Source organism: Mesoterricola sediminis (assembly GCF_030295425.1).
In the GTDB taxonomy this organism is placed as follows: domain Bacteria; phylum Acidobacteriota; class Holophagae; order Holophagales; family Holophagaceae; genus Mesoterricola; species Mesoterricola sediminis.
This window is the reverse complement of the sequence record NZ_AP027081.1, coordinates 3,062,608-3,075,434: the sequence shown is the minus strand read 5'-3', so window position 1 is coordinate 3,075,434 and position 12,827 is coordinate 3,062,608. Positions and strand designations below refer to the sequence as shown.

General features: G+C 70.6%; 13 protein-coding genes. 2 read left to right on the top strand and 11 right to left on the bottom strand.

Translation table 11 applies throughout. The annotated features are described in order from the left end of the window. Nucleotides 1-94: 94 nt before the first annotated feature. The 11 genes from R2J75_RS13520 to R2J75_RS13470 all read right to left on the bottom strand — a co-directional run bounded on the left by R2J75_RS13520 (nt 95) and on the right by R2J75_RS13470 (nt 10,889). A complete protein-coding gene (locus tag R2J75_RS13520; protein ID WP_243334914.1) occupies nt 95-1,474 on the bottom strand; it encodes an OprO/OprP family phosphate-selective porin in 1,380 nt (459 codons plus the stop codon). 185 nt (nt 1,475-1,659) lie between these two features. Then, on the bottom strand, nt 1,660-2,313 hold the full coding sequence (locus tag R2J75_RS13515) for an adenylate kinase family protein (protein WP_316410376.1): 654 nt from the start codon (nt 2,311-2,313) through the stop codon (nt 1,660-1,662). Nucleotides 2,314-2,373: 60 nt separating this feature from the next. After that, nucleotides 2,374-3,162, bottom strand: a complete 789-nt coding sequence (locus R2J75_RS13510) for an inorganic diphosphatase (RefSeq protein ID WP_243334918.1) — start codon at nt 3,160-3,162, stop codon at nt 2,374-2,376. A 44-nt stretch (nt 3,163-3,206) separates the two neighbouring features. Continuing rightward, on the bottom strand, nt 3,207-3,980 hold the full coding sequence (locus R2J75_RS13505; protein WP_243334921.1) for a hypothetical protein: 774 nt from the start codon (nt 3,978-3,980) through the stop codon (nt 3,207-3,209). Between the two features lie 33 nt (nt 3,981-4,013). Continuing rightward, nucleotides 4,014-4,976 (bottom strand): hypothetical protein, encoded by a 963-nt coding sequence (locus tag R2J75_RS13500; RefSeq protein WP_316410375.1) that lies wholly within the window; start codon nt 4,974-4,976, stop codon nt 4,014-4,016. Between the two features lie 232 nt (nt 4,977-5,208). Next, on the bottom strand, nt 5,209-6,231 hold the full coding sequence (locus R2J75_RS13495; protein WP_243346247.1) for a metallophosphoesterase: 1,023 nt from the start codon (nt 6,229-6,231) through the stop codon (nt 5,209-5,211). Nucleotides 6,232-6,362: 131 nt separating this feature from the next. Then, the gene (locus R2J75_RS13490; RefSeq protein WP_243334927.1) at nt 6,363-7,724 is read right to left on the bottom strand and encodes a sigma-54-dependent transcriptional regulator; all 1,362 of its coding nucleotides are present in this window, start codon (nt 7,722-7,724) and stop codon (nt 6,363-6,365) included. After that, entirely contained in the window at nt 7,717-9,219 is a 1,503-nt protein-coding gene (locus R2J75_RS13485; RefSeq protein WP_243334954.1) for a PAS domain-containing sensor histidine kinase, read from the bottom strand. Before R2J75_RS13485 ends, R2J75_RS13490 begins: the two co-directional genes overlap by 8 nt. Next, nucleotides 9,216-9,650 carry a tetratricopeptide repeat protein gene (locus R2J75_RS13480; protein ID WP_243334956.1) on the bottom strand — a complete coding sequence of 145 codons (435 nt, stop codon included), beginning with the start codon at nt 9,648-9,650 and terminating at the stop codon, nt 9,216-9,218. The genes R2J75_RS13485 and R2J75_RS13480 overlap by 4 nt, the downstream gene beginning before the upstream one ends. Beyond that, the gene (locus R2J75_RS13475) at nt 9,647-10,114 is read right to left on the bottom strand and encodes a hypothetical protein (RefSeq protein WP_243334958.1); all 468 of its coding nucleotides are present in this window, start codon (nt 10,112-10,114) and stop codon (nt 9,647-9,649) included. Before R2J75_RS13475 ends, R2J75_RS13480 begins: the two co-directional genes overlap by 4 nt. Nucleotides 10,115-10,124: 10 nt before the next feature. Beyond that, nucleotides 10,125-10,889, bottom strand: coding sequence for a segregation and condensation protein A (locus tag R2J75_RS13470; protein WP_316410374.1), 765 nt, complete (start codon nt 10,887-10,889; stop codon nt 10,125-10,127). A 29-nt stretch (nt 10,890-10,918) separates the two neighbouring features. Between R2J75_RS13470 and lipA the strand changes: the two genes are divergently transcribed. After that, nucleotides 10,919-11,824, top strand: a complete 906-nt coding sequence (gene lipA / locus R2J75_RS13465) for a lipoyl synthase (protein ID WP_394365847.1) — start codon at nt 10,919-10,921, stop codon at nt 11,822-11,824. A gap of 31 nt (nt 11,825-11,855) precedes the next feature. After that, a complete protein-coding gene (locus R2J75_RS13460) occupies nt 11,856-12,794 on the top strand; it encodes a D-2-hydroxyacid dehydrogenase (RefSeq protein WP_243334964.1) in 939 nt (312 codons plus the stop codon). Nucleotides 12,795-12,827 lie beyond the last annotated feature (33 nt).

Below are 12,827 nucleotides of genomic sequence, written 5' to 3'. Positions count from 1 at the left end.
TGGAAGGGGGGTGCTCCGGAAGGCCGGGGGGGCCTTGGAGAGGGAAGGCCCGCCCGGAGGGCGCCGGAGCGCCTCCGGGCGGGGTCTGTCCGGTCTAGAAGTTGACCTGGACGCGCGCGGAGTAGATGTCGAAGCGCTCGTACGGGAGCTTGCTGCCGGTGGGGCTGTAGGCCTTGTTGGCCATGGCGTTCTCGTTGTTGCTCACGTGGGTGCGGTTGAGCATGAAACGGACGTTCTTGTTCAGGTAGTAGGTGAGGCCCACGCTCAGGTTGTGGGCGATGCCGCCCTTGACGGGGTCGACGGCGGTGAGGTCGTCCTGGTTCATGCGGCTGTAGCGGGCCACGATCTCCAGGGCCCCCTTCTTGCTCGGGCTGACCTTGCCGAAGAGGCCTTCGCTCTGGTCGTAGGTGCGCTGCCCGCCGAACATCCAGGACACCTGGCCGTAGTAGGTGTCGAACTTGTGGTCGATGACGCTGGCGGCCTGCTCAGCGGCGCTGGTGGCCACGAGCTTGGTGCCGTCCCACTTCTGCATCTGGGTGCCGCGGCGGAAGACCTTGGTCTGCTGGTACTCGCTCTGCCAGGAGAAGGGGCCCCAGACGCCCACGAACTCGAAGCCGTACTGGCTCCACTTGTCCACGTTCGTGACGGAGGCGTTCAGGAACTTCTCGCGGGCGACCTTGTTCTGCTCGGGGCGGCCCGAGAAGTCCACGGCGTAGACGCCGGGGGCGGCCGCGTTGGGCTTGCGGGTGACGGTGGCGACGCCGAGGTGGATGGCCTTGGCGGCGGACTTCATCACGGGGGTGAAGGCGGCGCGGGCGGCGTAGCCCCAGCCGTGGTTGTCGATGATCTTGTAGGACTTCACCAGGCCGGTGGAGTCGGTGTTGCTGTCCGCGGCCTCCTGGGCGTCGGAGGTGTCGTCGATGGCCTGGCCGAAGAAGTTGGCCTTGACCATCCAGCGGGTGCCCCAGGTCTGGTAGGCGATGCCGACGTGGCGATCAGGCGTCCAGATGTCGCTGTAGGAGCGCTCCATGAACCAGGTGGCGTTGGAGGAGGTGAGGGTGTCGAAGCCGAAGGGGGCCTTGAACTGGCCGATCTGGATCAGGGTGTTGTCGAAGCCCTGGTAGCCCAGCCACATGTCCTTGATGCCCACACTGCTCTCGGCGAAATCCACATCGCCCTCGGCCGCCCAGTCCTTGCCGAAGCCGGCCTTGAAGCTGATGCGGGCGCGGCGCATGAAGGTGCCGGCGGGGAGACGGTTGCGGGCGCCGTCGAACTGCACGGCGTCCAGGTGGAAGCGGCCGCCGAACTTGACGGTGACGCCGGACTCCTTGGCCTCTTCCTTCTTGGATTCGGCCTTGGTCAGCTTCTCGATCTTCTTCTCCAGGTCCGCGATGCGCTTCTCCGTGTCCGTGGACTGGGCGCAAAGGGGGCCGGCCATGAGGGCGAGCGCCAGGGGCGTGATGGGGAACTTCATGTTGACCTCCGGTTGGAAGGGGGCGAATCGGGGTTGGACATCCCGGTGGATGAGAAATAGGAAGATCCGTGCCAGAACGCGGCAGGGACCAACGGCTAGCAACTGCGAGGGAAGGGAGGGCGCTTGCTGCGGCGCGGTGCGGAATTCCACACGACCTTCATGCGGTGGCCCGCACGCGCCGGGGTTCAGCCGGCCTTTTCGGTGAGCGCGCCCAGGATGGTCTGGACGATGGTCGAGGTCTCCAGCTCCCGCACCTGGAGGAGGAGGCCCGTGCGCTCATAGTGGCCGACGAGGGCCGCGGTCTGTTCGCCATACACCTGCAGGCGGCGGGCGATGGCCTCGGGGGTCTCGTCCTCCCGCTGCACCACGGGCGCGCCGCAGAGGCGGCAGCGGTCGCCCTCCGCGGGGGGCTGGGTGCGGATGTTGTAGATGGCGTTGCAGGCCGTGTTGAAGCAGGTCCTGCGGGTGGACAGGCGATCCACGAGGACGGCCTCGGGGACCACGAGGTTGACGACCCGGTCGAGGGGACGATCCAGGCCCTTCAGCAGCAGGCCGAGGCTCACGGCCTGGGGGATGGTCCGGGGGAAGCCGTCCAGGATGAAACGGTCGCCGTAGCCCGCCTGGAACCAGGCTTCCATGAGCTCCTTGATCAGGCGGTCGGGGACGAGGTCCCCCCGGGCCATGAAGCCCTCCGCCTCGCGGCCCAGAGGCGTTCCGGCCTTCACGGCGGCCCTCAGCAGATCCCCGGTGGACAGGGTCTGGGACCCGTCCACGGCCGCGAGGGCCCTGGCCACCGTGCCTTTGCCGGCTCCGGGGGCTCCCAAAAGAACGATGCGCATGATCGTGTTCTCCAGCATCCCGCGGGGCCGGGTCCGCGGGGGACCCGGCCCCTCAGGGGGTTACTCGCCCAGGTTCTTGGCGCCGGGCCAGCGGTAGAGGTAGGGGTTGCCGTCCTTGTCGAGCTCGCGCTTGTCGGCGTCGGTGGTGACGGATTTCTCGTAGTCCAGGATGGCGTCGCCCAGGAAGCGGATGGCTTCGGCGCGCTCCTTGAAGCCGGTGGAGGACAGGAGCAGCTTGCCTTCCTTGTCCCGGCCCTTGTACGAGGTGAACCAGGTCTGGAGGATCGAGGTCACGCCGGGGAACTTGGCGTCCAGTTCGGCGATGCCCTTGCAGGCGAAGAAGGGGGTCCCTTCCATGGCCACGACGAGCTTGTTGTCCACTTCGCCGGTGTCCGTGAGGACGAGGATGCCGAGGGGGCGGCACTTCACGACGCTGCCCGTGGGCACGGAGGGGCCCAGGATGAGGACGTCGACGGGATCGCCGTCCCCGCCCTTGGTCTTGAGCAGGACGGAGCGGGGAACCGCGCCGTAGTTGCAGGGGTAGCCCAGGTACTGGACGTACCGGGGGGCGCCGTTCTTCTGCTCGATGGCGATGAGGCCGGTCTTGACGTCGGTCTCGAACTTGGCCGTGGTGCCGGCGGGGATTTCCACCAGGGCGTTCACGGTGCCGTCGAGGTTGATGGGATCGACGTCCACGAGCAGGTTCTTGGAGGCCTTCAGCACGACCTGCTGGGCCACGATGCCCTGCGGGGTCCCGGCGAGGACCGGCGCGGCGGCCGTGATCAGCAGGAGGCCGGCCATGGCGAGCCTGGGCTGGAGAATCTTGGAAAGGATGGATCGGGTGTTCATGGTTTCAAAGCTCCTGGGTCAAAGGTCCGAAGATCGGGCGGTTCCTACGAGGGATCGTCGTTGTGGGCGGCCTTCTGCTTCTTCGCCTTGGCCTTGGGCTTGGCGACCTCCTGGGGGGCGTCCGAGGCGGGGGTGACGATGATGTGCGGGCGGCTCTTCTTGACGGGGTCGTCATAGGCGAGCTTGGGGCTCTTCATGAGCTCTTCCTGCACGGGCTCGGGGGCGTACTCGAGCAGGTAGTACACGGGGCCCCAGGTGGCCTTGCCGGGCTCGACGGTGGCCATGATCAGCTTGGCCGCGTTGGCGAGCTGCTCCGGCGTGCGGTCCGTGTTGTGCTTGGTGTAGCGGCCGGACTTGTTGTTGATGGTGAAGGTGTTGGTGGCCTTGTCGTAGAGGATCTCGCCGCTGATGCGCCCGGGGGCGCCGGCCAGGGCGGAGACGTGGCCGTAGTTCTCGGTGGTGCCGGGCTTGCGCTTGGACTTGTCCTCGGGGCGGAAGAAGCCCTTCGCGTAGGTGCGGCCCAGGGGGTGGGCGGCTTCCTGGATGATGGCCACGCGGCCTTCGGCGTCGATCACCCAGTTGTAGGGGGCGTTCTTGGCGTCCAGGATCGCCGGGTACTCCTTGGTGGCCACCTGGAGGTAGGGGTTGATCAGCACTTTGCCGTTCCTGGTGGCTTCATAGTGCTTGATGTAGGCGGGCTGGCTCAGGAAGCCGTAGAGGGCGTCGAGCTTGTCCGGCTCCGCCTGGGCCAGGCCGGGCAGGGTGAGGCAGGCTGCGAGGGCGGCCTGGAGGGAACGGTTGAGGTATCGCATCGTCATGGTCCTCCGCTGGGGGGGAAAGGGGTTGAGGGGTCAGTGGGTGATGGGGCGGTTCATGAGCTTGCGGACCTTGGAGCCGCCCCACTTCTCCTGGTCCTTCATGGTGATGTCCTTGAGTTCGCCGAGGATGGCCTTCACGCTGAAGTCCTCGCCGCCCTGGTGGATCTGCGCCGCGTCATAGAAATCGAGGTCGCCGTAGCCGAAGGAGAAGTCGTAGAGGTAGGGCTTCTCGCCGGGCTTCACGGACCAGCCCTCCATGGAGACGCCGCAGGGCTCGGTGCCGGGCAGGTCCACGGAGCCGGGCCGCATGCGGGTGGAGTAGGCGCGGTTGCCCTTGAGGACGGTGTCCGCGGGCAGGCCGAGCTTCGCCAGCTCCGGCATGTACTTGCTGAAGTCGCCGAGGGTGAGCTTGCCGAGGTCGTCCAGGGCCACCGTGAAGGAGGTCCCCTTCTCGACGTAGCCGTTGAGGGTGCCGCCCGCGGCCGGGCCCACGTTCTCCTCGGCCTCCGTCTTCACCTTCTCGACGTTCGCGTTGGGGGCGACCGCCAGGGGCACCGCCATGGCCACGCGGGCGTCGGGGTTCACGGCCTTGACCGTGACGCTCACGGTGTGTTCGGGGATGCCCTTCTTGTACTTCTGGGTGATGCGGATGATGTAGCCCTTCTTCCAGAGGTCCTGGGCGGGCGTGTCGAAGTATTCCTTGTAGGACTGCTCCAGCTTGAAGGCGCCCTCGGCCTTCTCGGAGACCTTGAAGCCGTGCTTGGCCGCGGCGGCCTTGACGCGCTCCCAGATCATCCCCATGGCCGCTTCGGGCTTCTCGGGGAGGCGGGCGGGATCGAAGAGGAACTTGTATTCGCGGCCGCCCACGTCCTGGAGGACCGGGGACGGGTAGGTGGCGATGGTGCGCTGATAGAGGGGCCGGGCCTGCTGGGCCTGGGCCGGGAGGGCGGCCAGGAAACCGGCAACGATCAGCACGGGGACGAGGGGCCTGATCATGGTGGATGCTCCTTGGGAAAGGGACGTACGCGCCTGTTGGCTGGTTCCGCCGGGCCAGGGGCGGCCCGGGGAACCCTGGAAAGGGATAATCCCTCTAAGCAAGCATCGGGCCAGAGCCAAGTCGATCTAAAAATATTGAATTTAGGCCCGGGCGTGCGGACTCACCGGGGGGAGCCGTGCGGGTTTTCGCACGCGCCCGTGCGGGAACCCGCCCGCCGAACCGCCTTTCGGATCAGAGCGGGAGGCGACGGCCGTCGGGGAGGCCCCGCCAGGGCCGGCCCCCGGTCAGGAGCCACAGCTCCCCGGGGCGGCCGGCCTCCATGTCCGCGTCGATGCCGAAGACGCGGCCTCCGTGGAAGGCCTTCACCTCGCCCAGCACCACGTGGCCCACCACGATCCGGGCGACGCCGAAGGCGTCCAGGATGGCCTGGACCTCCTCGGGCGAGGCCTCCGCGGCGCCGCCCCGGGACAGGAGGCCGCGGTACCAGATGGGGCCCTGCTTGGTGAGGAGGAGGTCCTTGCCCGGGGCGTCCAGGACCCGGCGGAAGCGCGCATTGCACGCGGCCAGGGGCAGCTCGGCCTTGAGCAGGGCGGGGGCCACGCCCGCATGGACGAAGAGGGTGTCGCCCAGCTTCAGGAGCACCGGCTTGGCGCGGAGCCAGCGCCCCAGCTCCGTGTCGGGGCCGAGCAGCTCCTGGGGGCTGAGGCCCTGGTTCCGGTAGGCGGGGTGGAGGCTCCGGTGGTTCCCCCGCAGGGTCATGGCTTCGTGGTTCCCGAGCACCAGGTGGACCCGGCCGCCGGCGGCGGCGGCCTGGCTTTCCAGGCCCCGGATGAACCACAGCAGCTGGGTCACCTGGGGGCCCTTGTCGCACACGTCGCCGTTGATCACCAGGTGGCCGGTCCCGAAGGCCCAGTGGCCGGCCGCGTCCAGGATGCCCTGGGCGGCCAGGAGGCGGGCCAGGTTGTCCAGGTGGCCGTGCACATCGCTGACGGCGGCGATGCGCTCGGGGGCGGGGAAGTCGGCCTGGGCGGGCCCGGGGGCCTCCGGCGCCAGCGTGTGCACGGTCCCGGCCGCCTCCAGGCGCCAGGGCGCGGGCAGGTCGCGCTCCTCCCGGCGGCCGTCCCGGTACGTGAGCACCCGGGCCTGGTCCCCCTTCCACACCACGTGGGGGCCGTCCTCCGCCGGCGCGGCGGGGTAGGGCGGGGCGGCCAGGGCCAGGGTCGTGAGGACGGCGGGGAGGAGGCTGCGGAGCATGGGATCCTTCGGTCGGGGCCGGCCCCGGGGCCGGCGCGCGTGGTCCCGGCTTTTAGGAAAAAACGTGCCAAATTGTCCGTGCGGTCCTCCGCGCGTCGCGTGCTGGAATCCGCACGCCCGCGGCGGCGCCGTCAGTGCAGGCCGGGCGTGATGCCCAGCACCTTGAGGCGGTCGTAGAGGGTGCGCCGGGCCATGCCCAGGATCTGGGCGGCCTCGGTGACGTTCCCGGCGGTCTTCCGCAGGACGCGCTCGATGTGGGCCCGCTCCATCTCCTTGAGGGTGGCGAGCTCGGGGACGGATTCGCCGAAGGGCTCGCCGGGGGCGGGGGCCCGGTCCGAGATGCCCAGGTCGGCGCCCTCGAGCCGGTCGCCGCGCTGGAGGATCATGGCCCGCTCCAGGACGTTGGAGAGCTCCCGCAGGTTGCCGGGCCAGGGGTAGGCCATGAGGGCCTGCTGGGCGCACGGGGACAGGGTCACCTGGCCGCGGCCCATGCGGGAGGCCACCAGGCCCAGGATCCGCTCCGCCAGGACGGGGATGTCCTCGGGGCGCTCCCGGAGCGGGGGGATGCGCAGGGTGAGGGTGCTGATGCGGTAGAAGAGGTCGTCGCGGAAGGTCTTGGCGCGGACCATGTCCTCCAGGGCCAGGTTGGTGCTGGCGATGAGGCGGATGTCCACCACCCGGTCGCGCACGTCGCCCAGGCGGCGGAAGGTCTTCTCCTCCAGGGCCTTCAGGAGCTTGGGCTGGATGGCCGGGTCCATGTCCCCGATCTCGTCCAGGAAGACGATCCCCCGGTGGCCGACCTCCAGGAGGCCCTGCTTGGCGGCGACGGCGCCGGTGAACGCGCCCCGCTCGTACCCGAAGAGCTCGCTCTCGAGCAGCTCCCGGGTCAGCCCGGCGCAGTTGAGGTTGACGAAGGCCTCCTCGGACCGCGGGGAGTGGAAGTGGATCCACCGCGCCAGGACGCCCTTGCCCGCGCCGGTCTCGCCCAGGATGAGGATGGGGCTGTCCCAGGCCAGCATGCGGCGCGCCTGCTCCTCCAGGAGCCGGATGGCGGGGCTGGTGCCCTGGAAGGGATCCAGGATGCCGGCGCGCTCGCGGCTGGCGGCCTCCTGGCGCTGGCGCAGGCGCCGCTGCTCCAGGAGCCGCCGCACCAGCACGAGGAGGGCCTTGGACTCCACGGGCTTGGTGAGGAACTGGTCCGCGCCGTCCTTGATGGCGCGGACGGCCAGGTCGATGGAGCCGTGGGCGGTGAGGATGATGAACGGGAGGTCCTCGCTCATGCGCCGCACCTGGGCCAGGATGTCCAGGGAGGTGCCGTCGGGGAGGCTGTAGTCGGCCACCACCACGTCGGGGTTGACGGTGCGGAAGGTCTCCAGGGCGCGGCGGCAGCTGTCGGCCTCGAAGACCTCCAGGGCGCTGGCCCGCAGGAACGCGGCCATGCCGTGGCGGACCGAGGGGTCGTCCTCGATGAGCAGGATGCGGGGTTCACTCATGATCGGATTCCAGGGCCAGGGAGGCGGGTCGGCGGGGAACAGGCAGCTTGACGGTCACGATGGCGCCCCCCTGGGGGCGGTTGCCCACCTCGACGGAGCCCCCGTGCTCCTCGACCACGCGCTTGACGATGGAGAGGCCCAGGCCCGTGCCCCCCTTCCGCCGGGTGAAGAAGGGTTCGAAGGCCCGCGCCAGGGTGTCGGGCGCGAAGCCGCTGCCCTGGTCCTCCACGGCGAGGATCCACCACTCGTGGCCCTCCCGCGCCTCCCGGCGCCCGCGGAGCGCGACGCGCCCGCCCACGGGGGAGTGGTGCAGGGCGTTCTCCACGAGGTTCCGCACCACCTGGTGCATGCGCCGTCCGTTGAGGGGCAGCACGAGGCGGGGGTCGTCCATGCGCACGGTGACCTGGCAGCGCTTCTGGGCCGCCTGGGCCTCGCAGCTGCGCACGGCCTCCTCGAGGAGGGCGCGGAGCAGGCAGGGCTCCGGGTTCAGGGTGCGGGGCTCGCCGTAGTCCTTGAGGTCGTTCATGAGGCTCGTGATGCGATCCGCGCTCTCGCGCAGGGCCTCGACGAAGGGCATGTAGCGCGGCTCCTCGCCGAAGGTGGCCTCCATGGCGTCCAGGTTGATGGAGATGCCGTAGACGGGGTTGCGGATCTCGTGGACGACGCCGCCCACGAGGGCCCGGAGGGATTCCTCGGCCCTGCGCCGCTCGGTGATGTCGGTGCACATCCCCGTCATGCGGGCGGGGTTGCCCGCCTCGTCCCAGGCGACCACCTTGCCCGCGTCGAAGACCCAGACCCACTCCGCGGAGCCCCCGCGGAGGCGGTACTCCGCCTGGAACCGGGCCTGCCGGCCCTCCAGGTGCGCGTTCAGGGCGCCCTCCACCATGAGGCGGTCCTCCGGGTGGACGAGGGCGAGGCCCCCGGCCATGTCCGGGGCGACGCCGCCGGGATCGAGGGCCAGCATGCTGAACCAGCGGGGGCTCCGGTAGACCTCGTCCTGGGCGATGTTCCAGTCCCACAGGCCCTGCTGGGTCCCTTCCAGGGCGAGCGCGAGGCGCTCCTCCGAGGCCTTGAGGGCCGCCTCCGCGGCCTTGAGGGCGGTGATGTCGCGGGACACGGCGGCGATGCGGTGGATGCGGGACCACTTGTTCCGCACGGGGGTCAGGGTCGTCTGGAAGGTGCGGGACCGGCCCTCGACGAGGTGGTCCTCCTCGAAGAGGAGCGGCCGCGCCTCCTCGATGACCCGGCGGATGTGCGCGTCCATGAGGGCCGCGCTGTCGCCGGAGAGGCAGGCCTGGGGCGAGCGCCCCGCGAAATCCGGATGGAGGAAGCCCGAGGCGCCGCCCAGGGGCGGGTTGACGAACTCGAAGGTGAAAGCGCCCTCCTCCGAGACGTCCAGGACGTAGATCCAGTCGTAGAGGTTGGGGAAGAGGCCGTCGTAGGCCTTCTCCGCCAGGAGCTGGTCCAGCTGCGGGGCGTGGATGGGTCCGTTCATGGGCCTTCCACCGTCAGGCCGAGCTGCTCCAGGTCCCGCTTGGCCGCGACGCTGCCGGCCTTCGCGGCCTTCCGGAACCAGCGGATGCCCTCCCGGCGGTCCTGGCGGACATTGAGGCCGTTGTAGTACATCGTGCCCAGCATCCGCATGGCGGACGGGTCCCCCTCCTTGGCGAGGTCCAGGTAGGGCCGCACCGGCGGAGGCACCTCCGGGGCGCGCAGGGCGAACCCGCCCTCGCCGCCGAAGCCCAGGAAGTAGACGCCGACGGCGCCGCCCAGGAGGACGACGGCCAGCAGCCCGAACAGCCATTGGCGGGTCCGGGGCGGGCGCGGCGCCGGCTCCTCGAGCCGGGTCTCGGGGAAGGGCGCCCCCACCTTCATGGTCTTGGTGGCGCGGTCGGCGGGGTCGGGCAGGCCTTCAGGGGCGCTCATGGGGCCTCCTCGCCGGCGGCCTCCAGCCAGGCCTGAAGGCGGGGCACGAACACGAAGAACATGACCGTGGCCAGGGCGATGAAGGACCGGGCATACCGCTCCGCCAGGTTCCCGCCGAGGGCGTAGGTGGCCAGTCCGTAAAGGGCGCTCAGCTCGCAGAGGGCGGCGTAGAGCACGGTCTCGCGCAGGACGGCGCCGGGGCGGGCCTGGGGGGGCAGGGCGGCGAGGCCCGCCCGGGCCTTGCCGCTCCGCCACGTGATGAAGATCGCGGCGGCGAAGGTGAGCCCCGTGAAGGTGTAGCCCAGCTCCCGGGCGACGCCGCCCGGGGCCTCGGCCCCGGGCCGGATCACGGTCCCCAGCATGAGCTGGAGGAACAGCGGCCAGGCCACGCAGATGAAGAGGCCGATGCCGTAGGCGATGCGCCAGGCGCGGGTGATGGAGGGCGGATTCCCGTTGGCGTCCAAGGCATTCCTCCTAGGCGGCGCGGACCCGGATCTCGCCGAAGGCCTCGCTCTGGACGAGGAGGATCCTGCCCGTCCGGACCATCTCGAGGAGGGCGAGGAAGGTGAGCACCAGCTCCTCGCGGGAGCCCGAGGTCGCGAGGAGGCCGCCGAAGGCTTCCCAGCGCCCGTCCTCCAGCATCGCCCGGACCTCCGCGATGCGCTGTTCGAGGGTCTTGGGGGGGGTGCGGACCTGGACGGGGGGCGGGGGCAGGAGGCGCTTGAGGGCGTCCCGGTAGGCCCCCAGGAGGTCGAAGAGCGTGGCCTGGATGGGCTCCTCCTCGACCCGCGCGTGCTCCCGGATGTCGAGCCCGGCGGCGAAGACCACGTTCTGCCACTCGGCCTCGCGGGTGGAGAGCTCCCGGGCGGCCTCCTTCACCTGCTGGTAGTCCAGGAGGCGCTGCACCAGGTCCTCGCGGGGATCCTCCTCCCCCTCGTCGGCGGGGGGCCGCGGCAGCATCAGGCGGCTCTTGATCTGGAGGAGCTGGGCGGCCATGGCCACGAACTCGGCGGCGATCTCCAGGTTCAGCTCCTCCATCAGGTGGAGGTATTCCATGTACTGGCGGGTCACTTCGGCCATGGGCAGGTCCAGGATGTCCAGCTTCTGCTCCCGGATGAGGTGCAGGAGCAGGTCCAGGGGGCCCTCGAAGGAGGACAGGTGCAGTTCGAGGTCCCGGAAGCGGGTCTCGAAGCCCTTCGGGGGCTGGAAGCTGGGGGTCTCCCGCGGTGGTTCGGCCATGACAAATCATGATATCCGAATGCGATAGAATGGGCGCCATGGCGCGCCCTCCCGTACTGCCCGGTCCCCGTCCCTCCTGGCTGAAGGTCAAAGTCCCGGCCCCGGAGGTCACCGCGGAGGTGGAGGCCCTGGTCCGCTCCAAGAAGCTCGTGACGGTGTGCGAGGAGGCCCGGTGCCCCAACCTCCACGAGTGCTGGGGCGTGCACCGGACGGCCACCTTCATGCTCCTGGGCGACGTGTGCACCCGCCACTGCGGCTTCTGCAACGTCGGCAAGGGCCGGCCCGGGGAGGTGGACCCCCTCGAGCCCCAGCGGGTCGCGGAGGCCGTCGCCTCCCTGGGCCTGGCCTTCGCGGTGGTCACCTCCGTGAACCGGGACGACCTGCCAGACGGTGGAGCGGCCCATTTCGCCCAGACCATCCAGTGGATCCGCACCCTCCTGCCCGGCTGCGGCGTGGAAGTGCTCATCCCCGATTTCCGGGGCCGGGAGGGGGACCTCCACGCGGTCCTCCAGGCCGGTCCCGACGTGCTGAACCACAACGTGGAGACCGTCGCCCGCCTCTACCGGCGGGTCCGGCCCGACGCGGACTACGCCCAGAGCCTGGAGGTGCTCCGGCGCTCGGCTGCTTGGCGGGACGCGCATGCCCCCGGCCTTCGCGTGAAGAGCGGCATCATGGTGGGCCTGGGCGAGACCCCCGAGGAGGTCCTCGAACTCATGGGCCACTGGCGGGAGGCCTCCGTGGACGTGGCCACCCTGGGCCAGTACCTGCCCCCCTCGGCCCTCCACCTCCCCCTCCACCGCTACGTGGATCCCGAGGAATTCGAGATGTACCGCCGCAAGGGCCTGGAAATGGGCTTCCGGCGCGTGGAGAGCGGGCCGCTGGTGCGGAGCAGCTACCACGCGGGCGACTCGTACGGGGCCCCGGCCCGGGGTTGAACCGGCCGCCGGGGTCCGCCAAGCTGGACCCATGCGCAGACTGGCCGTCATCCACCACCGTCACCAGGACTGGGTCCCCGCCCTGCGGGAGGCCGAGCCCCGCCTGGACATCCAGGGCTGGCATCCCTCCCAGGCCCCGGACGCCGCCTGGCTTCGGGAGGCCGAGGGCCTCTTCACCTGGCGCATCCCCGAGGGCCTCCTGGCGGGCATGCCCCGCCTGGCCTGGGTCCAGAACTCCGGGGCTGGTGTCGATCACCTGGTGGGCCACCCCGGGATTCCGCCGGAGGTGCCCATCACCCGGGCGGATGGCCAGTTCGGGCTGTGGATGGCCCGCTACGTGGTGGGCCACCTGCTGGCGGGACCCCTTCGCATGGAGGCCTGCCGGGAGGCCCAGGCCCGGGCCCAGTGGTCCCCCAAGCTGCTGCCCGAGGACCTGACGGGGCGCGTGGCGCTGGTGGTGGGCTTCGGGCGGATCGGCCGTCAGATCGGTCGCGCCCTCCGCGAGCTGGGCCTGGCCGTCCACGGCTTCGTGCAGACCCCGCGGCCCGACCCCGAATTCGCCCTGCACGGCGTCGGGGACCTGGCCGGCCTGATGCCGGAGGCCCGCCTCCTCGTGCTCTGCGCCCCCCTGACCCCCGCCACCCGGGGCCTGGTGGACGCCCGGCTCCTGGCCCAGGCCGGCCCCGACCTGCTGCTCATCAACGTGGGCCGCGGCGAGCAGGTGGTCATCCCCGATCTCCTGGCCGCCCTGGACGCGGGGCGCCCCGCCGGCGCCGTCCTGGACGTGTTCCCCACCGAGCCCCTGCCCGCGGACGCCCCCCTCTGGGCCCACCCCCGGGTGACCGTGACCCCCCACCATTCGGGCCCCTCCACCCCCCGGGCCATGATCCCCGACCTCCTGGACAACCTCCGGCGCTTCGCCGAGGGCCGCCCCATCGTGGGGGCCGTGGACCGCGCGCGGGGCTACTGACGCGTCGATGCGCAAAAGCAGGCGCAAGGCCTG

What these genes read in the sequence shown, in the direction of transcription:
- R2J75_RS13500 (WP_316410375.1), bottom strand. Translation starts at nt 4,976, where the DNA reads ATGATCAGGCCCCTCGTCCCCGTGCTGATCGTTGCCGGTTTCCTGGCC.
- R2J75_RS13490 (WP_243334927.1), bottom strand. Translation starts at nt 7,724, where the DNA reads ATGAGTGAACCCCGCATCCTGCTCATCGAGGACGACCCCTCGGTCCGC.
- R2J75_RS13510 (WP_243334918.1), bottom strand. Translation starts at nt 3,162, where the DNA reads ATGAACACCCGATCCATCCTTTCCAAGATTCTCCAGCCCAGGCTCGCC.
- lipA (WP_394365847.1), top strand. Translation starts at nt 10,919, where the DNA reads ATGGGCGCCATGGCGCGCCCTCCCGTACTGCCCGGTCCCCGTCCCTCC.
- R2J75_RS13485 (WP_243334954.1), bottom strand. Translation starts at nt 9,219, where the DNA reads ATGAACGGACCCATCCACGCCCCGCAGCTGGACCAGCTCCTGGCGGAG.
- R2J75_RS13520 (WP_243334914.1), bottom strand. Translation starts at nt 1,474, where the DNA reads ATGAAGTTCCCCATCACGCCCCTGGCGCTCGCCCTCATGGCCGGCCCC.
- R2J75_RS13460 (WP_243334964.1), top strand. Translation starts at nt 11,856, where the DNA reads ATGCGCAGACTGGCCGTCATCCACCACCGTCACCAGGACTGGGTCCCC.
- R2J75_RS13495 (WP_243346247.1), bottom strand. Translation starts at nt 6,231, where the DNA reads ATGCTCCGCAGCCTCCTCCCCGCCGTCCTCACGACCCTGGCCCTGGCC.
- R2J75_RS13505 (WP_243334921.1), bottom strand. Translation starts at nt 3,980, where the DNA reads ATGACGATGCGATACCTCAACCGTTCCCTCCAGGCCGCCCTCGCAGCC.
- R2J75_RS13470 (WP_316410374.1), bottom strand. Translation starts at nt 10,889, where the DNA reads ATGGCCGAACCACCGCGGGAGACCCCCAGCTTCCAGCCCCCGAAGGGC.
- R2J75_RS13480 (WP_243334956.1), bottom strand. Translation starts at nt 9,650, where the DNA reads ATGAGCGCCCCTGAAGGCCTGCCCGACCCCGCCGACCGCGCCACCAAG.
- R2J75_RS13515 (WP_316410376.1), bottom strand. Translation starts at nt 2,313, where the DNA reads ATGCGCATCGTTCTTTTGGGAGCCCCCGGAGCCGGCAAAGGCACGGTG.